This window comes from Dysosmobacter sp. Sow4_B12 (genome assembly GCF_052116665.1).
Lineage (GTDB): Bacteria > Bacillota > Clostridia > Oscillospirales > Oscillospiraceae > Oscillibacter.
Genome location: NZ_JBQKKR010000010.1, coordinates 22183 through 42993, shown reverse-complemented (window position 1 = coordinate 42993; position 20811 = coordinate 22183). Strand labels below are relative to the sequence as shown.

Sequence of the window (20811 nt, the reverse complement as noted above, 5' to 3'; positions counted from 1 at the left end):
CCTACTCGCGTCGTCTTTCAGCAGGAGGCTCCAGGGTGATTTTCCGCCCCTCCCCTCTCCGCCTCGCACCAACCGGCGGCTCTCTTCCCAGGGGGCGGGGACGTACTCGTCCCTATCCACGCCAAACTGTTCAATTCCTGATTCATAATATCACGTTTTGCCTGTTTGTCAACCGTTTCTTCCCCGAAAAAGGCGCCAAAGCCGGTTTTTCCATTTGCAGTCCCCACGTCACGTCCAACTCTGCGCTCCTGCACGCGAAAAAGGAACGCCCCGAAGGGCGTTCCTTTTTGATTTATTGGTATCGGTACTGCTTCCCGGAGTACTGGTCCACGCAGCTGAGGAACATGTCGTGATTGCGAAACTCCAGCATCTGACAGCCTTCCTCTTCGTGGAAGGAGACGATACGGCGCTTGGTGTCCACCCAAATGCGCCACATATTTTCAACGGCATGATTCGGTTCCATAGGAAGGCTCCTTTCTTGCATCGTACACGCTCCTTTGCGCTTCTGTCTATAAGACGATTTGACTTCCCGGTTTGTTTCATCTTCCGCGAAAAAATTTTTAATTTTTTTCGCCGGCCGCCAGCTCCGCCGCCACGTCCGCCTTGAACTGTTCCCAGGCGTCCGGGTTTTCCACGTAGTACCGGGGGCACTCCTTCCCCGTCACGTCATAGTGGCGGATGACGTCTTTTTCCGGGTCCAGCTTGAACTCCCGGCACAGCCAGGCGGTGAGCTCCACACAGCGGCCGTAGGTGACGGAAGAAAACTCCCCCGTTTCGTCCGGGTGGCACACCTCAATGGACACGGTGTCGCCGTTGCGGCCGTTGGAGGCGTAGGCGATCTCCGTTAGGGGCACGCACTGGACCACCTCCCCCTCCAGGCCCACCACGAAGTGGCTGGAGGCGTAGGTCCCCTCCTCCCCGGAGGAAAGGGAGGCGAAATAGTTGCGGTTGGCCCGGGCGGTGGTACCGGGATTGCCTACGTAGTGGATGACCACGGCGTTGATGTCCTCCAGGGGCGTACCGGGCCGGGACCACTCGTTGACGGGGATGTAGTCCCGCTCCACGTAGTCCGGCACGGCGATGTCCTCCCCGGGCAGGCCCCGGCTCGCCCACCACAGGCCCACGGCGGCGGCCCCCAGCACCAGCGCCAGGCACAGCAGGGCAAACCGGGGGTTCAGACGCCGGCGCCTTTTTCTTTTGTACGCGCTCATAACTCAGTCGGTGACATACACGGTGGTGGAGCCGTCGGCGCCGCCGATGACGTCCGCGGATTCAACAGCCGCCATCTCCTGGGTAAACTTTTCCTCCATTTCCCAGGTATCCTCGGGGTACAGCTCCCGGTTGGTCACCAGATCCGCCTCCGTGATGAAGCCCAGCTCCTTCAGACAGGAGATGGTGTTCTCCATGCCGGGGCGAAGGGTGATGCTGATCCAGTCGCGGCGGGGATTCCCATCCTCGCCCGTGTAGGCAAAGCTCAGCTCCAGGCTCAGGGCGTACTCGCCGCCCCAATCCGATTCCAGCCAGCTGTACTGGCCCCAGGCGCCCGCCGCGGCGTCCTTCGCCACAGCCGCCTGCAGCGCGGCGCATTCCCGGCTGCTGAGGTCGTAGCCCATCTTCTGCCGCTCCACGTAGACGCTGCCGCCGGAGGGCGCAAAGCGGGCGTCATTCAGGTGGATGCGGCGGTCCTTCATCTCGTTGCTGTTCACCAGGGAATCCAGCAGGTTGTCGTAAGTGCCTTCCTGGGTCAACCGCTGCCGGGAGATGGGCAGGTAGTAGTTGCGGTCCACCTTCAGGCCGCTGGAAAGATAATAGGTCACATGGAAGGACGCCTCCCCGATGACCGGCTGGCTCCGCCAGTCCTCCTGGCCGGTGAAGCCCACAATGTAGTCCCGGTCCGCCGTGATGGCCTGGTGGACGGCCCGCACCCGCTCCATGAGCGCCGTGTCCTCATCAGGATAGAAGGTATAATTATTGTCGGCGGTGTACAGCGTCATCTTTTCCACCCGACTGACCTCCGGCACCCGGTCGGCAACGCCGAAGAGGTCGAAGTGCAGCACGGCGCACACCACGGCGCAGCCCGCCGCCGTGAGGAGCAGGCCCCGCCAGCTGCCCCGGAACACCCGCAGGGACTTGGCCAGCAGCATGGAGGCGGCGTAGTAGCCGATGGTCCCCGCCACCAGCATGCACACCAGCAGGGGCACCACCTCGTAGTACCGGCCGCTCTGGAAGCTCCGCCAGAACAGCTCGTAGAGGAGCAATCCCCCCAGCAGGGCGGCAAGGCCCGTGACGCCGTAGCGGAACAGCGGCTTCATCCAGCCCACGGCCACCACGTCGCCGGCGGACTCGCTGCGGCGCCGGCGGTACAGCAGCCAGGCGATGGCCAGCAGCGCAGCCCCCACCAGGGCGTACACGCCGATGAGCCAGAGGTTCTGCAGCTCCACAGAGGTGAGGACGTCGGTGTAGTAGCCCGTGCCGGTCAGCTCTCCCCGCTGGAACACCTCTTCATAGGTGCCGCTCACCCGCATCTGGTTTTCCAGATACACCGTGGGGCTCAGCCACTCCACCACGCCGGAATAGCCGCCGCTGAGACCGAAGATGAAGCCCTGGGAGAAGGTGCACACCAGCCAGTCCAGCATGACCGCCAGGAAGTGCAGCAGGAAGTACACCGCCGGCAGGGCGAAGACGTTGCCGGTGATGAAGGCCGCCGCTGTGGCGGTGGCGAAGTAGAAAAAGCTCTGTCCCAGCACCGCCAGAATGGTGACGCCCAGGCCCTTGACGTCAAAGCAGCCGCCCACCAGGCTCACCACCACGCACAGCCCGCCCACGATGACGTAGGGGATGAGCATCATGGCCATGCCGGAGAGGAAGTTGGTGAAAAACAGACCCTCCCGCCGGATGGGCAGGGTGTGCAGCAGTCCCACGCTGCGGCTGTTATAAAGGTAGCTCCACACCAGCATGGCGCAGAAGATGGCGTACAGCAGCGACACGATGGGCACCGCGTAGGCCGCGGCGTAGTAGTATATCTCCGTGAAGTCCAGGGGCCTGTTCCACAGGTAAAAATCCTCGTCGCGAAGGAACTGTACCAGCAGGGCCAGGGGGAACAAACTCCCGGCGAAGGACGCCATGCCCCACAGGGGCCAGAACCGGGTTAGGTTCCTGCGGAAGAGGGTGGCGTTGAAATACTTAGAGAACGATGTCTTTGACTGCATAGTCCGCACCTCCCAGTTCGTAAATGAAGATCTCCTCCAGCGTTAGGGGCACCGCGTCCACCAGCATAGGGTCGTACACCGCCAGCCGGGCGGCGGCCTCCTGGGCGTTCATCCGCATGATGAGGGTGTGGATGCGGCCCACCCGGGACACGTGGAGCACCGGCAGGTCCGCCGGCACCTCCTGGCCGTCCCGGAACACCACCTGCATTTTCACCATGTTGTCCTGCAGCTGGGCCAGGGACCGCTCCAGCAGCACCTTGCCCTTGTCCATGATGCCCACGTGGTCGCACACGTCCTCCAGCTCCCGCAGGTTGTGGGAGGAGACCAGCACCGTGGTGCCCCGCTCCGCCACATCTCCCATCACCAGGGACCACACCTGCCGCCGCATGACCGGGTCCAGGCCATCCACCGGCTCGTCGAGAATGAGGTAGTCCGGCATGCAGCTGAGGGCCAGCCAGAAGGCCACCTGCTTCTGCATACCTTTGCTGAGGCGGCGGATGACCCGCTTTTCATCGATGCTGAACACTTCCTTCAGCTTTTCATACCGCTCCACGGAAAACCGGGGATAAAAACCCCTGTAAAAGCGCATCATATCCCGTACGGTGGACTGCAGGAAATAGTACCAGTCGTCGGGAATGGCGGCGATCCGCCCTTTCAGCGCCGCGTTTTCCCACACGTCCTCCCCGCCGATGGTAACACTGCCCTCGTCCTGGCGGTAAATGCCCGTCAAATGACGGATGATGGTGGATTTGCCGGCGCCGTTGGGGCCCACCAGGCCGTACACACTGCCGGTGGGGACGGACAGCGACGCGCCGTCCAGGGCCGTGAAGCCGTCAAAGCGCTTGACGACGTTTTTCACTTCGATCATGATTCATACGCCTCCTCGATCAGCGTCTCCAGCTCTTGGCGGGAAACGCCCAGATAGTTCAGCTCCGCCGCCAGCTCCCGCACCTGGGCCAGCAGCTCCGTCCGGCGCTGGGCATCGGCGCCGGCGTTCCCCGCGGCAAAGCTGCCCTTGCCGGGGACGGAATAGATGTACCCCTCACCCTCCAGCTCGTTGTATGCCCGCTGGATGGTGTTGGGGTTGATGGCCAGCTGGGCCGCCAGGGCCCGCACCGACGGCAGCTTTTCATCCGGCCGCAGCGCGCCGGTGACGATCAGCTTCCGCAGGCCATCCTTGATCTGCTCGTAGATGGGCCGGGAATCCCGGTAATTCAGGCTGATCACGCCGCTCCCTCCTTTACCGAATCAAGAAAAATGCCAGGAAAATGGCCCCCCGCGAGCACCAGCGCGCCCACCAGCGCCAGCAGGGAAATGCTGAAAACCATGGTTGCCTCCTGTGTCAACTGTATTAACCGTTCTAGTACAGTTAGGATACTACGCCGGAGAGCACTTGTCAACCCCTGATTTTAGGCCGTTTTTTCTTTATTTTTATAGGAAAAAGGCGGAAATCCCTCTTTACAAGCGGATTTTCCTGTGTTATATTTTTAAAGCACGCCAATGTGCGCGAACGCCCCGGCGCTTCGTTTCGCGGACTTTCACCGGCCCGAAACGCAGTCCCGTGGGGAATCTTTTTGAAAGGTGGAATCATTCCATGCTCCGCAAAGAACAGAAGACCGCTATCATCGACGCCAACCGCACCCATCCCACCGACACCGGCTCTCCCGAGGTCCAGATCGCCATTCTGACCGAGCGCATCAACGTCCTGACCGAGCACATGCGCAACAACCCCCAGGACAAGCACTCCAACCGTGGCCTGCTGAAGATGGTCGGTAAGCGCCGCAGCCTGCTGGACTACCTGCAGAAGAAGGACATCGAGCGTTACCGCGCCTTGATCGCCAAGCTGGGCATCCGCAAGTAAGTCGTCGCAAAGTCCGCTAAGCTGCGTTTCCCGCTTTGCGGAAAACTTCGCACGCTCCCTTGCTCCTCCTCTTCCCACCGAACCCGCTTCGCTGGGCTTCGGCGGGATATATAGACGAGAAGAAACGAAGAGCGGCGCGGAATTCCGCGCCGCTCTTTATTAAAAAAATCATTTCCGCCGGGAGCCGTTGCTTTTTGTGTTTGAAATTGTGCCCGATGCTTTCGGACATATTTTCAAATACGAAAAGAGCCGCTCCCGAGCATCAAAGCAAAGGAGAAAAACCATGTCAACCATCATCACCAAAAGACAGTTCCCCAACTACCACCGCTATGAGATGGAGCTGGCGGGCCGCCCCCTGTTCCTGGAGGTGGGCAAGCTGGCCGAGCTGGCCAACGCCGCCGTTATGGTGGGCTACGGCGACACCCGCGTGCTGGTGTGCGCCACTGCCTCCGCCCGTCCCCGGGACGGCATCGACTTCTTCCCCCTCAGCGTGGACTTTGAGGAGAAGATGTACGCCGTGGGTCGCATCCCCGGCTCCTTCAACCGCCGGGAGGGCCGTCCCGGCGAAAAGGGCATCCTGACTGCCCGCGTCATCGACCGGCCCATCCGCCCCTTGTTCCCCTATGACTTCCGCAACGACGTTTCCATCATGGCCACCGTCATGAGCGTGGACCATGACTGCTCTCCCGAGATCGCCGCCCTCATCGGCACCTCCGCCGCCCTGGCCATTTCCGACATTCCCTGGAACGGCCCCGTGGGCGCGTTGAAGGTGGGCCTGGTGGACGGTGAGCTGGTGTTCAACCCCACCAGCGAGCAGCGGAAGGTCTCCGACCTGGACGTGACCGTGGTCTCCACCGGTAAGAAGGTGGTCATGATCGAGGCCGGCGCCAACGAGGTCCCCAACGACAAGATGTTCGAGGCCATTCAGAAGGCCCACGAGGAGAACCAGAAGCAGATCGCCCTCATCAACCAGATGGTGGCGGAGATCGGCAAGCCCAAGTTCGACTACCCCCACGCCGCCTTCGACCAGGAGCTGTTTGACGACATCGTTGCCAACTTCATGGACGAGGCCAAGGCCGCCATGGACACCGACGACAAGAACGTCCGGGAGGCCCGCTGGAACGCCATGATCGAGAAGTGGCACGAGAAGTATCTGGACACCCATCCCGACATGGACCAGTTCCTGGAGGAGATTACCTACAAGTTCCAGAAGAAGATCGTCAAGGCCTGGCTGCTGGAGGGCCACCGTGTGGACGGCCGCCAGAAGAACGAGATCCGTCCCCTCAGCGCCGAGGTGGGCGTGCTGCCCCGGGTCCACGGCTCCGGCCTGTTCACCCGCGGCCAGACCCAGGTCCTGTCCGCCTGCACCCTGGATACCCTGTCCGCCAACCAGAAGCTGGACACCATCTGGGAAGAGACCGAGAAGCGCTATATGCACCACTACAACTTCCCCGGCTACTCCGTGGGTGAGGCCAAGCCCGCCCGCAGCCCCGGCCGCCGGGAGATCGGCCACGGCGCGCTGGCCGAGCGGGCCCTGCTGCCCGTCATCCCCTCCGTGGACGAGTTCCCCTACGCCATCCGTGTGGTGAGCGAGGTGGTCTCCTCCAACGGCTCCACCTCCCAGGGCTCCATCTGCGGCTCCACCCTGGCCCTCATGGACGCCGGCGTGCCCATCAAGGCCCCCGTGGCCGGCATCTCCTGCGGCCTCATCCAGGACGACGACGGCTCCTTCACCACCTTCATCGACATCCAGGGCGTGGAGGACTTCCACGGCGAGATGGACTTCAAGGTGGCCGGCACCAAGAAGGGCATCACCGCCATCCAGATGGACTTGAAGAACGACGGCTTGACCATGGAGATCATCCGCAACGCCCTGGACATCACCTACGACGCCCGCTGCCAGATCCTGGACCAGATCATGCTGCCCTGCATTTCCGAGCCCCGGAAGGAAGTTTCCAAGTACGCTCCCAAGATGCTGACCATGCACATCGACCCCTCCAAGATCCGGGAGGTCATCGGCTCCGGCGGCAAGGTCATCCAGAAGATCGTGGCCGACACCGGCGCCAAGATCGACATCAACGACGATGGCTCCATCTTCATCGCCGGCGTGGACGCCGCCTCCTGCGACGCCGCCAAGAAGTGCATCGACGACATCGTGTTCGTGCCCGAGGTGGGCGCCCTGTACTACGGCCGCGTGGTGCGGCTGATGACCTTCGGCGCCTTCGTGGAGCTGGCGCCCGGCAAGGACGGCCTGGTGCACATCTCCAAGCTGGCCGACCACCGCATTGAGAAGGTGGAGGACGCCTGCAAGATCGGCGACATGATGTGGGTGAAGGTCACCGACATCGACGAGAAGGGCCGCGTGAACCTCTCTCACAAGGACGCCGTGAAGGAGATCAAGGCCAAGGAGGCCGCCGGCGAGCGGATCAAGTAAGTTCGCTGTGCTTTTTTGAATCGCTGGAGGGCCGGCCCGAAAGGGCCGGTCCTTTTTTGCTGCCGCAGATTTGCGGCGTGGGCATTGCACCCCCCATTGTCGTCGAAAAAAGCTGCACTACACTCGCCCCGCCTAAATGGCAGGGCTCGTACCGCTCCGCTTCTTTCTCCTCTCCCCACGAAAACCGCTTCGCTGGGTTTTCGCGGGGGCCCCGTTGGTCTTGCCAAAGAAAATGGGCCGTGCACGGTGGAAGAAAAAGCCGCTTGGTCCAAACTTGCCCGGACGGGCAAGTTTGGGGATGCGGCGGCTGATAGCCAGCTTTCCGCAGATTTGCCCAGTTCCATCCAGGTGCGCTGTAACGCGCCTCGCCACCCACGCTTATGCCGCAAGCTACGACGTAATATCTCATTCCAGGGTGCTTGTCAATGCGTTCAGCTTCTCTTCCCGCTGCCGCTCCGCCGGGGATGGATTCCAAAGGAAGGGGCCGCAGCCCCTTCCTTCTGGTCGTTTAGGAAAGGGGTCCAGGGGGAAACCCAGCCGAAAGGGTTTCCTCCTGGCCTCTCTTTGGGGGCGACCCGTTTCTCTCGGCGAGAGAAATGGGTCGCACCTGCCCCATCCCGCGAGGATGCCCCTTTTCTTTTCCCCGGAAATATGCTATCCTTGCCTACGAAAAGGAGCTGATCTTTATGGACCCCATCGCCGCCATCGCCACCGGCCACTCCCCCACCGCCATCGGCATCGTCCGCCTGTCCGGCGAGGGCTGCTTTGCCTGCTGTGACCGGGTGTTCCGGGCCGCTAACGGCCGCCCGTTCTCCCAGCAGGAGCCCCGGAAAATGGTATTCGGCGAGATGCTGGACAGCCAGGGCCGCGTCATCGACCAGGGCCTTGCCGTCCGCTTTCCCGGCCCCCGCAGCTACACCGGCGAGGACTCCGCCGAGTTCCACTGCCACGGCTCCCCCGTGGTGCTGCGGGAGCTGCTGGGGTCCCTGTTCGCCGCCGGTGCCCGGCAGGCCAAGGCCGGCGAGTTCACCCGGCGGGCCTTTTTGAATGGCCGCCTGGACCTGACCCAGGCCGAGGCCGTCATTGACCTCATCGACGCGGAGACCGCCGCCGCCGCCCGGAACGCCGCCGCCCAGCTGGACGGCGGGCTGCGGCGGGTGCTGGAGCCCATCCAGGACGCCCTGCTGGACGTCACCTCCCGCTTCTACGCCGTGGTGGACTACCCCGACGAGGACATCGAGGACATCCGCCCGGAGCAGGTGGCCCGGGCCCTGGACGACTCCGCCGCTGCCCTGGACCGGCTGCTGGCCACCTGCCGGCGGGGTAAGGTCCTCAAATCCGGCGTGCGGACGGCTATCGTGGGCCGGCCCAACGCCGGCAAGTCCTCCCTGCTCAACGCCCTGGCCGGCTACGACCGGGCCATCGTCACCGACATCCCCGGCACCACCCGGGATACGGTGGAGGAATCCGTCCTCTGCGGCGGCGTGCTGCTGCGGCTGACGGACACCGCTGGCATCCGGGACACAGAGGACGCCGTGGAGCGCTTGGGTGTGGAGCGCAGCCGCAAGGCGGCGGAGGCCGCCGACCTGGTGCTGGCGGTGGTGGACGGGTCCGTCCCCATGACGGAGGAGGACCGGGAGGTCCTGCGGCTGGCCGCCCAGGCCCCCCGGTGGATCGCCGTGTTTTCCAAGTGCGACCTCTGGGACACCAAGGCCCGCTCCGTGGGCGTCATCGGCCGGGAAAACGCCCCCGCCGCCTCCGTTTCCCTCTCCGCCGTCACCGGCGAGGGACTGGAGCGTCTTGAAGATGCCGTGGCGGCGCTGTTCCCCGCCGGGGAGGACACAGACTCCGGCAGTCTTTTGACGGACCGCCGCCAGGAGGAGGCCGCGGTCCGGGCCAGGGACGCCACCCGCCGGGCCAGGGAGGCACTGGCGGCAGGTCTGACCCCCGACGCCATCCTTACCGACGCGGAGGAGGCCCTGGACGCCCTGGGCGAACTGACGGGCCGCACCGCCAGAGAGGAGATCGTCTCCCGTATTTTCTCCCGGTTTTGCGTGGGAAAATGAGAAAGTGGTTCCCACTCCCGTAAAATCCGGTTTACACAACCACATCACGGTGCTATACTTGAGAAGAAATCATTTCAGACCTGATGTGAAGGAGTGACGCAAGCGTGGACGATCTGATGGAACTGCGGGAAAGCCTCGGCTCCCAGCGGCCGGTGGCCTGGGACCAGCTGCCGGATTTCGCCCTGTACATGGACCAGGTCCTCAGCTACATGGACCGGCAGGTGATCCGCTTTGACGCGGACGACGGTCTCACCGCCGCCATGGTAAACAACTACACGAAAAGCGGCCTGGTGCCCCGTGCCGCCGGCAAGCGGTACGGCCGGGAGCATTTGGCCTATCTCACCGCCATCTGCGTGCTCAAGCACGTGATGAGCACCCGGGACATCGACCTCCTTTTCCATGAGGAGCTCCAAGGCGGGCGCACCATTGCCCAGGGCTACGGCGACTTCTGCGCTAGCCTGGACAGCGCCTTGACCTTGACGGCCCGGGAGATGGAGCAGTACACGGACGAGGAGGCCCTGGCGGACGCCGCCATCCACTTCGCCCTCATCAGTTATGCCGCCGGCGCCGCCAGCAGCCGCTATGTGGCGCTGCTGCGGCAGCGGAAGGAACAGCCGGAAAAAGCAAGCAAGCCTCCCAAAAAAGGCAGGAAGGACAAGGAAGGGGAGTTATCAAATGCGTGATTATGTGATCATGACGGACAGCTGCTGTGACATGACAGACGAAATGGCCAAAGAGCTGGACCTGGTGGTCCAGCCTCTGAGCCTCCATATGGGCCAGGACGTATACCGCAACTGGCTGGACGGCCGGGAGATCGGCTTCGAACAATTTTACGCCCGCATCCGCGGCGGCGAGACCGCCACCACCTCCGCCGTCAGCGTGGGGGAGTTTGAGGACGCCATGCGGCCCATTCTGGCCCAGGGGAAGGACATTTTGTGCATCAACTTCTCCTCCGCCCTGTCCACCACCTACCAGTCCGCCGTCATCGCCGCCGGCGACCTGCGCACCGAGTTCCCGGAGGCCAAGATCTTTGTGGTGGACTCCCTGTGCGCCTCCCTGGGCCAGGGGCTTTTGCTGTACCTCTGCGCCCAGCAGAAGCGGGAGGGCCGCTCCATCGGGGAGGTCCGGGCCTACGCGGAAGCCACCAAGGGCAATATCTGCCACTGGTTCACCGTGGACGACCTGAACCACTTGAAGCGGGGCGGCCGCATCAGCGCCGCCACCGCCCTGTTCGGCACCATGCTCTCCATCAAGCCCGTCATGCACGTGGACGACGGCGGCCATCTGACTCCCGTCAGCAAGGCCCGGGGCCGGAAAGCCTCTTTGCTGGCCCTGGTGGACCAGATGGAGAAAAACGCCGTGGACCCCGCCCACGGCCCCGTGTTCATCAGCCACGGCGACTGCGAGGGGGACGCCCTGCTGGTGGCGGACGAGATCGTCCGCCGGTTCGGCAACAACGACATCCACCTCAACTACGTGGGTCCTGTCATCGGCAACCACGCCGGCCCCGGCACCGTGGCGCTGTTCTTCGTGGGTCACAAGCGCTGAGGAACGCGAACGCAAGGAGGTAGCGCGCATGAAATGGCTGGAACTGCATATTGACACCAACCACGCCGGGCTGGACACCGTGGAGGCCATGCTCTCCGGCCTCGGCATCGACAACGTGGTCATCGATGACGAAACGGAGTTCCAGGATTTTCTGGAAAACAACCACCAGTACTGGGACTATGTGGACGAGGCGCTGGAGCAGCGGATGCAGGGCCGCTCCCGCGTCACCTTTTACCTGGAGGCCGGGGACGAGGGCTTTGCCAAAATGGCGGAGGTCCGGCTGAAGCTGGAGGAGCTGAAAAAGACCCAAACCGGCCTGGGCACCCTGCTCATGACCATGGACACCATGGAGGACGCCGACTGGGAGAACAACTGGAAGCAGTATTATAAGCCCATGGAGATCGGCGAGCGGCTGCTGGTGGTCCCCCAGTGGGAGCAGGAGGACCCCCAGGTCCGGGCGGAGTGCGCCCGGCGGGTACCCCTCATCCTGGAGCCGGGCCTCACCTTCGGCACCGGCAGCCACGCCACCACCCGGCTGTGCCTGACGGCCTTGGAAAAGCTGGCCGGTCCCGGGCAGCGGGTGCTGGACCTGGGCTGCGGCAGCGGCATCCTCTCCATTGCCGCGCTGAAGCTGGGGGCGGACACCGCCCTGGCGGTGGACATCGACGACAAGTGCCTGGACGTGGCCTATGAAAACGCCGCCATGAACGGCATCGGCCGTGACCGCTACACCGTCCTGGCCGGCGACATTCTGACGGACGAGGCTTTAAAAGCCCGCATCGGCGGCGGGTACGACATCGTGCTGGCCAACATCGTCGCCGACGTCATCATCGCCCTGGCGCCGGCGGTGCGTCCCCTTTTGAAGGCGGGCGGATACTTCCTCTGCTCCGGCATCATCGACGACCGGGCGGAGGAGGTGGCCGGAAAGCTCCGGAGCGCCGGCCTCACCATCCAGGAGACTTACAGTGCCGACGGCTGGTTCTCCTATCTCTGCCGCTGAGCGGCCCATCCCCTGCAAAGCGAGGTCCTTCCCTTGAGCCCTTTGGAAAAACTGGACGCCTTTCTGGGAAAGCACATGGCCGTCCTCATCGTGGCGTTCGTACTGGTGGGCATCACCTTTCCGGACGTCTTCTCCCCCATCAATGACCGCACCGTGGCCCTGTTCGCCTTCATGACCTTCGCCAACAGCCTGGGCGGCGGCTTCCGGGAAATGGCCGCCGTGGCCCGCCGCCCCTTGCCGGTGGTGGTCATCTTCGCCATTCTCCACGCGGCCATGCCCCTGCTGGCCCTGGCGCTGGGCTCCGTGCTGTTTCCCGAGGCGCCGCTGTTCACCACGGGACTGGTGCTGGAATACGCCATCCCCACCGGCGTTGCCTCCCTGCTGTGGGTATCCATTGGCCGGGGCAACACCTCCATGTGCCTTTCCGTGGTGCTGCTGGACACCCTGCTGGCCCCCTTCGTCATTCCCTTGACGCTGCGGCTGCTGCTGGGGTCCGTGGTGGAGATGGACACGGCTGCCATGATGGGAGACTTGATGGTCATGGTGGCCATCCCGGCCCTCATCGCCATGACGCTGTTTCAGCTGTCCCACGGCCGGGCGGCCGTCACGGTGAAGCCCCGGCTGGCCCCCTTCGCCAAGCTGACCATGCTGGTGCTGGTGCTGGCCAACGCCACCGGCTGCGCCCCCTTCCTGCGGAGCATCACCCCCACTTTGATCAAGCTCATCTGCGCCGTGTTCGCGCTGTGCCTGCTGGGCTTTTTCCTGGGCTACCGGGCCGCACTGCTCATGAAAGTCGACTTCCCCACCGCCGTCACCATGAGCCTCAACAGCGGCATCCGCAACATCGCCGCCGGCAGCGTGCTGGCCATCCAGTACTTTCCGGGGGACGTACTGTTTCCGGTGGCCTTCTCCCCCCTGTTTCTCCAGGCCACCACCGCCGTCATTGTGAAGATCCTTCACGCCACCAAAGGCGGAAAAGAATTTGACCGGCAGGCGGAATCCGCCAAATAAAAGCACGCGCGAAATTTTCGCGCGTGTTTTTTTCGTTTGTCCGACACCTTCGACACCGTTCTTTCTCCTTTTTCCACGCCGGGCTGTACAATGGTGGAAAACGAGAGGAGGTGGTCCTGTGGTCCACAGGACGAAACGGCGGGTGCTGGACATCCCCACGGATGCCATCCGTCCCAATCCCATGCAGCCCCGGCAGGTGTTCCAGGAGGCGGGCCTAAAGGACCTGGCGGCCTCTATCCGGCAAAACGGCATCCTCCAGCCCTTGACGGTGCGGCGTACGGCGGGAGGCTGGGAGCTGGTGGCCGGGGAGCGGAGGCTGCGGGCAGCCAAGCTGGCGGGTCTCACCCATGTGCCCTGCCTGGAGACCGCGGCGGATGACCGGCGCTCCGCCCTGCTGGCCCTGGTGGAGAACCTTCAGCGGCAGGACCTTCACTACTTCGAGGAGGCGGAGGCCATCGCCGCCTACCTCCGCCGCACCGGCGCCACCCAGGAGTCCGCCGCCCAGGCCCTGGGCCGCTCTCCCTCCGCCGTGGCCAACAAGCTGCGGCTGCTGCGGCTGTCCCCCGCCTGCCGGGAGGCCCTCACCGCCGCCGGCCTCACGGAGCGACACGCCCGCTGCCTGCTGCGGCTGGAGGACGAAGGGGAGCAGCTGGCGGCCGCCCGGTACATGGCGGACCACCAGCTGAATGTGGCCCAGGCGGAGCAGTACGTGGACCGGCGGCTGGAGGCCATCCAGTCCTCCCCCGCCGCCGGGCACCGGACCTTCATCCTCAAGGATGTGCGGCTGTTCCTCAACAGTGTGGACCGGGGGCTGCGGCTCATCCGGGAGGCGGGCGTGGACGCCCAGACGAAACGGGATGAGACGGAGGACGCCATTCTCCTAACCATCCGCATCCCCAAGCAGAAGCGGCCCGGCGCTTAAGGCAGCCGCTGTTGTTACGAGATTGTAATGCTTTTTCCACAAAAGTGTGCTAGAATGGGTAGCCAGTGGAATAGGCTGGTTGTGTGCGGCCTGTCCCCCATTACTTGTAACAACAGGAGGGCTTCATGGAACAGACAACAACAGAAGCCATTGTGGAAAGCAAGGGCGGCAAACGCCTGAAATCCGGCGGAAAGGCGCCGCTGATCATCGTGGGCGCCGTCCTGGCCGTCCTATTGGCAGCCTACATAGGCCTGTGCGCCTACGCCGCCGGCAGGGACACCTTCCAGCCGAACCGCCGCATCAACGGCATCGACGTGGGCGGCCTCACCGTGGACCAGGCCCAGGAAACCCTGGAGACATCGCTTTTGTCCCAGGAGATCACCCTCACCGACCCCGATACGGGGACGCAGGCCGTCATCACCGTGGCGGACCTGGGCTACACAGCCGACGAGTTCGCCGGTGACGCCCGGTTCTGGATGGACACGGACCGGCAGATGGGCTTTTTCCGCAAGGGCTGGGCTTACATCGCCTACGCCACGGGCCGCTGGAGCGGCGGCGCCAACTGGCCGGACATGGACCGGGCGGCCCTGCGGGAAACGGTGACCCGCCTTTCCGGTGACCTCTCCCGGGAGCCGCTGGACGGCAGCTGGGAGCTGGCGGAGAACGCCGTGGTCTTTACCAAGGCCCGGGATGGCCGGACCCTGGACGCGGCCGCTTTGGAGACCGCTTTGGCGGATGTGGCTGCATACAGCGAGACCGGCTACCAGGTGCCCTTCTCCTTTACCGCCGTTCCCGCCCGGGTCCTCACCGCCCGGGAGGTCCACGAGGAGATCGCCGGCGAGATGAAAAACGCCGGCTACGACGCCGCCACGGATTCCATCACCCCGGAGCAGCTGGGCGCGGAGTTCGACGTGGACGCCGCCCAGGCGGCCCTGGACGCGGCGGAGCCCGGCAGCACCGTGCGGGTGGACGCCGTGATCGAGCATCCCCGTGTGACGGCGAAAGATTTGAAGGGCGTCCTCTTCCGGGACGTGCTGGGCACCGCCACCACCCATGTCAGCGGCACGGCGGCCCGCATCTCCAATGTGAAGCTGTCCGCCTCCACCATCAACGGCACCGTCCTCAACTGCGGCGACGTGTTCTCCTACAACGAGACCGTGGGCCAGCGGACCGCCGCCCGGGGCTACCAGGCGGCCCCCGCCTACGTCAAGGGCGAAACGGTGGACGAGATCGGCGGCGGCATCTGCCAGACCTCCTCCACACTGTACCTGGCCTGCCTGCGGTCCAACCTGGCCATTACAGAGCGCTACGCCCACCGCTACACCCCCGCCTACATCGACTGGGGCCTGGACGCCACCGTGTCCTGGGGCGGCCCCGACTACAAGTTCACCAACGACACGGACTATCCCGTGAAGATCGTCACCTCCTATTCCAACGGCTATTTGACCGTGAAGGTCCTGGGCACCAACGCGGAGGGCACCTCCGTGAAAATGACCACGGAGGTCCTGTCCAAAACCGCCTGGGAGACCGTGTACGAGGAGGACGACACCCTTCCCGCCGGCACGGAGCAGGTGAAGGTGACCCCCTACGGCGGCGCCAAGGTAAAGAGCTACCGCAGCGTTTATGACAAGGACGGCAAGCTCCTCTCCACCTCCTTCGAGGCCTCCAGCGACTACAAGGTCCGCAACAAGGTCATTGTAAAGGGTCCCGCGGTCCAGGTCCCCGCCTCCGGCACCACCGTGCCGGAGAGCCCCACCTCGCCCACAGCACCGGCGGAGACCACGCCCACAGAGCCTGCCGCCCCGCCTGTCCAGGAGCCGGAAACGCCGGTGGCAGAACCGGAGGTCCCCATGGAGGAAAGCCCCTCCATCATCGTCATAGCCCCGGAGGAGCCGGCGGCGTAAGCACATAAAAATCAGCCAGCCCGTTGGGGCTGGCTGATTTTTCGTATCTTCGCATGTTTACCGGGCCATCTCCCGGCGCTTTTTCTGCTTGCGGATGTCCTCCCCCACGAAGGCCAGCAGCCGGTACTCCCCCTCGATGCGGGAGGCGATCTGGGGCGTGTACCGCTGGGCCAGCTTATCCGGGGACAGGTTGGTGCTGATGATGGTGGAGCGCTTTTCCATGAGCCGGGTGTTGATGATCTGGTACAGGGCGCTCTGGACGAAGGCGGTGGTCATCTCCGTGCCCAGGTCGTCCAGGATCAGCAGGTCGCAGTTCAGCACCCGCTCCACATCCGCCGCCGTCTCCTGGTCCTCCCGGCCGCCGAACTTCTGGGCCTCGAACCGCTCGAACACGTGGGAGGCGGTGTCGTACACCACGGAAAAGCCCTTGTCGCTGACGTCCCGGGCGATGGCGGCGGACAGGTGGGTCTTGCCCAGCCCCGGCGCACCGAACAGCAGCAGGTTCTCCGCCCGGCGGCCGAACTGGTGGGCAAAGGCCACACAGGTCTCGTACACCTTCCCCTCCATCTGCTCCCGCTCGGACTTGCTCTGCCCCGGCAGCAGCTGGTCGGAGTACCAGTCCAGGTCGAAGGTGTCAAAGCTCTGGCTCCCCAGGTCCAGCATGTGGGAGAGCTCCTTTTGCTGCTCTCGGGCGTAATACCGCCGCAGGCACCGGCACACCTGGCCGCCCCGGTAGCCGGTGTCCCCGCACAGGGGGCAGGCGGGCGCTTCCTCCAGGCAGTCCTCCGGCAGGCCCATGCGCTCCAGCAGTTCCCGCTTCTCCGCCTGGAGGCTGAGGTTTTCCTCCCGCAGGGCGGCGATGGCCGGGCGGGGGTCCGTACCCCGGCGGAGGGCGCCGGAGATGATGCGGCTCATAGTGGAGTGAAGCTCCCCCTCGATCTGCCGCAGCCGGGGCTGCCGCTGGAAAATACGCTCCCGCCGGTCCCGCAGCTCCGCCTCCCGGGCGTTTTTGTCCTTTTCAAATTCCTGGAGCGCCAGGCGCATGATCTTTCCGTCGTATGCCATATGTACCCTCCACGGCTGTTACACGTATTTCCAGGCGTCGTCCATGGCCGCCGGCTGTCCATCCTGCCGGGGAGCGGGCCGGTCCCCGGACTGGATCTGGTCCACCGTGTGGAGGCCCGCCTCATGCCACCGCTTCAAAATGCCGTTGCAGTAGGCCCACTTCAGCTCGTGGCACTTCAAAACCGTCTTGTCGTAGGCCAGGGCCACCGCCTCCGGGCCGAAGCCCATCTCCTGCCAGGCGGTGAGATACTTCTCCTCCGACGGGGCCGGCAGCCGGTCCCCCAGCTGCAGCGCCCGCATGTACTGGGGAATACACGCCTGCCGCTGGGCGTATTTTTTCAGATATTCCGCTGCGGCCGCCTGGGTGTCGATCCCCATGCGGGCCCAGGCGTAGCCCTCCTTCTCGATCTGCTTCATGCCGGGCCGGCGGCCGGGGCCGTAATGGCGCTGGACCCGCTCGGCGCAGTGGCACACCAGAAGATAGATGACATCGGCGGGCAGGCCCAGATAGTCGTTGAGGCCCAGCAGCACGGCGACGTCCGGCGTGGTGAGCTTCTTGCCCAGCTTCCGCTCCACCTCGGCGGTGAGGTTGCGGAACTCCCCGCTCCTTTCCAGCCGCTCCGCCACGTCGTCCCGGCTGTAAGCGGGGCGCTCGTCGGCGGGCTCCGGCGGCAGATCCGCCGCCGGGGCGATGAGCCCCAGATCCCGGAGGGAGGCCTCCGCCGCCTCGATGCGGCCCCGGTCCCACCGCAGCTCCCCGGCCAGGGAGCGGGGCAGCACGTTGCCCTGGTGACGCAGGAGGGCCAGGTACAAAAGCGCCGCGTCCCCGTCGCCCTTTTCCAGCAGCCGCCGGGCCGCCTGGGCCGTGACGGTGATGCTCTCGTCCCCCGTCCGGATCAGTACGTTTGCCACCGTGGTCCCTCCCTTCCGTTTTTCGTACCCCTCATTCTACACGAAATTCCTCCGGAGGACAAGACCCGATCAAAAATGTCGCCGCTTCCTTTTTCCGCCGCCGGCATTTTTGAACTTTTTTGAAAAACATCCCGTTTTTTCTGGCAGACTTCCGCCGGGTATGATATACTGTACGCTGTAAAAATGGGCGGACTGTGTCCCGCCGTTTCGTAAATACAAAAGAGGAGGACTTTTTTATGGCAAACCGTGTGGTCATCAGTATCTGCGGTGAGGAATACACCTTTATCGCGGACGAATCCGCCGCCTATATGCAGAAGGTGGGCTCCTATGTCAGTGAGAAAATGGAAGAGGTCCTAAGCAGCGCCAAGGTGGGCCGCACCGACGCCGCCATCCTCACCGCCGCCAACATCGCCGACGAGCTGTTCAAGGCCCAGGCCGCCTCCGAGCAGCTGCGCGCCCAGATCAAGGGCTATCTGGACGAGGCCAGCCGGGCCCAGAGCGAGGCCAGTGAGCTTAAGCGGGAGGTCTTTCGCCTGCAGCAGCGGCTGGACAGTCTGAACCGGAACCGCGAATGAGTATGGAGCTCCTCTCCCCCGCCGGATCTCCGGAGTCCCTGCGGGCCGCTGTGGAGAGCGGCGCCGGGGCCGTGTACCTGGGCTGGGGCGACTTCAACGCCCGCCGAAACGCCAAAAACTTCTCCGACGAGGAGTTTGCCGACGCCCTGCGGTACTGCCACGAGCGGGGTGTGCGGGTGTTTTTGACCCTGAACACCCTCTTGACGGACCGGGAGCTGCCCAAGGCTCTGGAGACTGCCGCTGCCGCCTGCCGCATGGGGGTGGACTCCGTGCTGGTCCAGGACTGGGGCCTTTTCGACCTGCTGCGGCAGGCCCTGCCGGACCTCCCCCTCCACGCCAGCACCCAGATGAGCCTGTTCACCTCCGGCGGCTGCCGGGAAATGGCCGCCGACGGCTGCGAGCGGGTGGTCATCGCCCGGGAGTGCTCCGCCGAGGATACCGCCGCGATCTGCAAAAGCTGTCCCGCGGAGGTGGAGGTCTTTGTCCACGGGGCCCTTTGCATGTGCTATTCCGGCCAGTGCGAGATGAGCGCCCTCATCGGCGGCCGCTCCGGCAACCGGGGCCGCTGCGCCCAGCCGTGCAGACTGCCCTATGACGTGGTCGCGGCCCCGCCGGAGCAAAGCCTCGGCGCCGCGCAAGCGGCGTCCAAGCGTTTTGCCGCAGGCAAAACCTTGCCGCAGGCGGAATTCATTTCCGCCGAGGAAAATGGATCAAAGGGTTCCCGCACGGCGAAAGCCGGGTGGGACGGCCGCTGCGCCCAGCCCTGCAGGATGGCGTATGGTGTCAATGAGCCTGCCAAAAAAAGTTATCCCCTGAGCCTGAAGGACAGCTGCCTGGCGGACCGGCTGGGAGAGATGGCGGAGATGGGCGTGGCCTGCCTCAAGCTGGAGGGCCGCATGAAGCGGCCGGAATACGTGGCCGTCATCACCCGCATCTACGCCCGACTCCTGGCCGAGGGCCGCAGGCCCACCGCCGCTGAAAAAGCGGAGCTGGAGCAGGCCTTTTCCCGCTCCGGCTTTACCGACTGGTACTGGCAGGGCAAGCACGGCGCCGGCATGTTCGGCACCCGGCCGGAAAACGCCCCCGAGCCCAAGGAGCTGTTCGCCCAGGCCAAGGCCGCCTACGAAAAGGGCGGTCTGCGGACCGTGCCGGTCCGCTTCCGCTGCACTGTCCGCGCCGGCATCCCCTGCGTTTTGGAAGCCGCCACACCGGACGGCCACGCCGTCACCGTCACCGGCCCCGTGCCGGAGGCCGCCCGTTCCCGGGCCGTCACGACGGAGGAGCTTTGCCAGCGCCTGCGCAAGACCGGCGGCACCGCCTACCGCTGCGAAGCAGTCACGGCGGAGGTGGACGACGGGCTCTCCCTCCCCGTCAGCGCCGTCAACGCCCTGCGGCGGGACGCTCTGGCCGCCTTGACAGACGCCCGGACAGCGCCCCCCCAGCGGCGGGAGCTGCCGGTTCCCCCGCCGCCTGTCGAACATTGTGCCGCTGCCTCCCCCCGCTTCACCGTTTCCGTCACCACCGCCGCCCAGCTGTCGCCGGAGCTGCTGGCCCTGGGCCCCGCCCGGGTGTATGTGCCCTTGGAGCTGCTGGCCGCCTTCACCGCCCTGCCGGAGGCGGACACACAGTGGTGCGCCGTTTTGCCCCGGGTCTGGCGGGACCGGGACGAGGCGGAGCTTCGCCGCTGGCTGGACCACGCCAAGTCCCTGGGCGTCACCGCCGTGCTGGCAGGCAACATCGGCCATTTGTCCCTGGTGCGGGACATGGGCTTTGCCGTTTACGGCGACTACGGCCTCAACGTGTTCAACGGCCGCTCTTTGGACTACTTGCGGAAAAAGGGCCTCTCCTCCGCCTGCTTGTCCTTTGAGCTGCGCTTCGCCCAGCTGCGGGACCTGCCCAAGTGCCTGCCGGCGGAGGCCATTGTCTACGGCCGGCTGCCATTGATGATCACAGAGAACTGCCTCATTGAAAACGCCGGCGCGTGCCGCTGCGACCGCCCCAATTTCCTCACGGACCGCACCGGCGCCGCCTTCCCCCTGCTGCCGGCCTACGGCCACCGGACGGAGATCCAGAACAGCCGGGTGCTGTGGCTGGCGGACCGGCCGGAGTACCGCCGCCTGGGTTTGGTTTACGCCCGCCTGCGCTTCACCACGGAGACACCGGAGGAATGCGTCCGGGTGTTCCGGGACTACCTGGCGGGAGCCGCCGCCTCCGGGGAGTTCACCCGAGGCCTCTACGAGCGGGGCGTGGAATAAGGCAAGAGCCCGGCTTTTTAGGCCGATTTCGGAAACAAACTGTATAATG

At 64.7% G+C, this 20811-nt stretch carries 18 protein-coding genes; 11 read left to right on the top strand and 7 right to left on the bottom strand.

Going from position 1 to position 20811, the window contains the following annotated elements:
- Positions 1–292: 292 nt before the first annotated feature.
- The 5 genes from ACTQ4R_RS09595 to ACTQ4R_RS09575 all read right to left on the bottom strand — a co-directional run bounded on the left by ACTQ4R_RS09595 (position 293) and on the right by ACTQ4R_RS09575 (position 4436).
- Positions 293–463 carry a hypothetical protein gene (locus tag ACTQ4R_RS09595; protein ID WP_441628121.1) on the bottom strand — a complete coding sequence of 57 codons (171 nt, stop codon included), beginning with the start codon at positions 461–463 and terminating at the stop codon, positions 293–295.
- A 97-nt stretch (positions 464–560) separates the two neighbouring features.
- On the bottom strand, positions 561–1211 hold the full coding sequence (locus ACTQ4R_RS09590; RefSeq protein ID WP_441628119.1) for a peptidoglycan recognition protein family protein: 651 nt from the start codon (positions 1209–1211) through the stop codon (positions 561–563).
- Between the two features lie 3 nt (positions 1212–1214).
- Complete coding sequence (locus ACTQ4R_RS09585) at positions 1215–3209, bottom strand: hypothetical protein (protein ID WP_441628117.1); 1995 nt, start codon at positions 3207–3209, stop codon at positions 1215–1217.
- Positions 3184–4077, bottom strand: a complete 894-nt coding sequence (locus ACTQ4R_RS09580; protein WP_441628115.1) for an ABC transporter ATP-binding protein — start codon at positions 4075–4077, stop codon at positions 3184–3186. The genes ACTQ4R_RS09585 and ACTQ4R_RS09580 overlap by 26 nt, the downstream gene beginning before the upstream one ends.
- Complete coding sequence (locus ACTQ4R_RS09575; protein WP_441628113.1) at positions 4074–4436, bottom strand: GntR family transcriptional regulator; 363 nt, start codon at positions 4434–4436, stop codon at positions 4074–4076. The genes ACTQ4R_RS09580 and ACTQ4R_RS09575 overlap by 4 nt, the downstream gene beginning before the upstream one ends.
- A 367-nt stretch (positions 4437–4803) precedes the next feature.
- Here ACTQ4R_RS09575 and rpsO point away from each other — a divergent pair, with 367 nt between their 5' ends.
- The 9 genes from rpsO to ACTQ4R_RS09530 all read left to right on the top strand — a co-directional run bounded on the left by rpsO (position 4804) and on the right by ACTQ4R_RS09530 (position 15955).
- Positions 4804–5070 carry a 30S ribosomal protein S15 gene (gene rpsO / locus ACTQ4R_RS09570; protein WP_441628111.1) on the top strand — a complete coding sequence of 89 codons (267 nt, stop codon included), beginning with the start codon at positions 4804–4806 and terminating at the stop codon, positions 5068–5070.
- Between the two features lie 283 nt (positions 5071–5353).
- On the top strand, positions 5354–7504 hold the full coding sequence (locus tag ACTQ4R_RS09565; RefSeq protein WP_441628109.1) for a polyribonucleotide nucleotidyltransferase: 2151 nt from the start codon (positions 5354–5356) through the stop codon (positions 7502–7504).
- 686 nt (positions 7505–8190) lie between these two features.
- Positions 8191–9570, top strand: a complete 1380-nt coding sequence (gene mnmE / locus ACTQ4R_RS09560) for a tRNA uridine-5-carboxymethylaminomethyl(34) synthesis GTPase MnmE (protein WP_441628107.1) — start codon at positions 8191–8193, stop codon at positions 9568–9570.
- A gap of 104 nt (positions 9571–9674) precedes the next feature.
- The gene (locus ACTQ4R_RS09555; RefSeq protein WP_441628105.1) at positions 9675–10253 is read left to right on the top strand and encodes a DUF1836 domain-containing protein; all 579 of its coding nucleotides are present in this window, start codon (positions 9675–9677) and stop codon (positions 10251–10253) included.
- Entirely contained in the window at positions 10246–11118 is an 873-nt protein-coding gene (locus tag ACTQ4R_RS09550; protein ID WP_441628103.1) for a DegV family protein, read from the top strand. The genes ACTQ4R_RS09555 and ACTQ4R_RS09550 overlap by 8 nt, the downstream gene beginning before the upstream one ends.
- A 28-nt stretch (positions 11119–11146) precedes the next feature.
- Positions 11147–12118 (top strand): 50S ribosomal protein L11 methyltransferase, encoded by a 972-nt coding sequence (gene prmA / locus ACTQ4R_RS09545; protein ID WP_441628101.1) that lies wholly within the window; start codon positions 11147–11149, stop codon positions 12116–12118.
- A gap of 42 nt (positions 12119–12160) precedes the next feature.
- Positions 12161–13129 (top strand): bile acid:sodium symporter family protein, encoded by a 969-nt coding sequence (locus ACTQ4R_RS09540; RefSeq protein ID WP_441628099.1) that lies wholly within the window; start codon positions 12161–12163, stop codon positions 13127–13129.
- 118 nt (positions 13130–13247) lie between these two features.
- On the top strand, positions 13248–14051 hold the full coding sequence (locus ACTQ4R_RS09535) for a ParB/RepB/Spo0J family partition protein (protein ID WP_441628097.1): 804 nt from the start codon (positions 13248–13250) through the stop codon (positions 14049–14051).
- Between the two features lie 125 nt (positions 14052–14176).
- Positions 14177–15955 carry a VanW family protein gene (locus ACTQ4R_RS09530; protein WP_441628095.1) on the top strand — a complete coding sequence of 593 codons (1779 nt, stop codon included), beginning with the start codon at positions 14177–14179 and terminating at the stop codon, positions 15953–15955.
- A gap of 57 nt (positions 15956–16012) precedes the next feature.
- Here ACTQ4R_RS09530 and ACTQ4R_RS09525 read toward each other — a convergent pair whose 3' ends face one another.
- Positions 16013–17020 (bottom strand): ATP-binding protein, encoded by a 1008-nt coding sequence (locus tag ACTQ4R_RS09525; RefSeq protein ID WP_441628093.1) that lies wholly within the window; start codon positions 17018–17020, stop codon positions 16013–16015.
- Between the two features lie 18 nt (positions 17021–17038).
- Positions 17039–17932, bottom strand: a complete 894-nt coding sequence (locus ACTQ4R_RS09520) for a DnaD domain protein (RefSeq protein WP_441628091.1) — start codon at positions 17930–17932, stop codon at positions 17039–17041.
- 236 nt (positions 17933–18168) lie between these two features.
- On the opposite strand from ACTQ4R_RS09520, the gene ACTQ4R_RS09515 reads away from it, so the two are divergent.
- Positions 18169–18507 (top strand): cell division protein ZapA, encoded by a 339-nt coding sequence (locus ACTQ4R_RS09515; RefSeq protein WP_441628089.1) that lies wholly within the window; start codon positions 18169–18171, stop codon positions 18505–18507.
- Positions 18504–20762 (top strand): DUF3656 domain-containing U32 family peptidase, encoded by a 2259-nt coding sequence (locus ACTQ4R_RS09510; RefSeq protein WP_441628087.1) that lies wholly within the window; start codon positions 18504–18506, stop codon positions 20760–20762. The genes ACTQ4R_RS09515 and ACTQ4R_RS09510 overlap by 4 nt, the downstream gene beginning before the upstream one ends.
- Positions 20763–20811 lie beyond the last annotated feature (49 nt).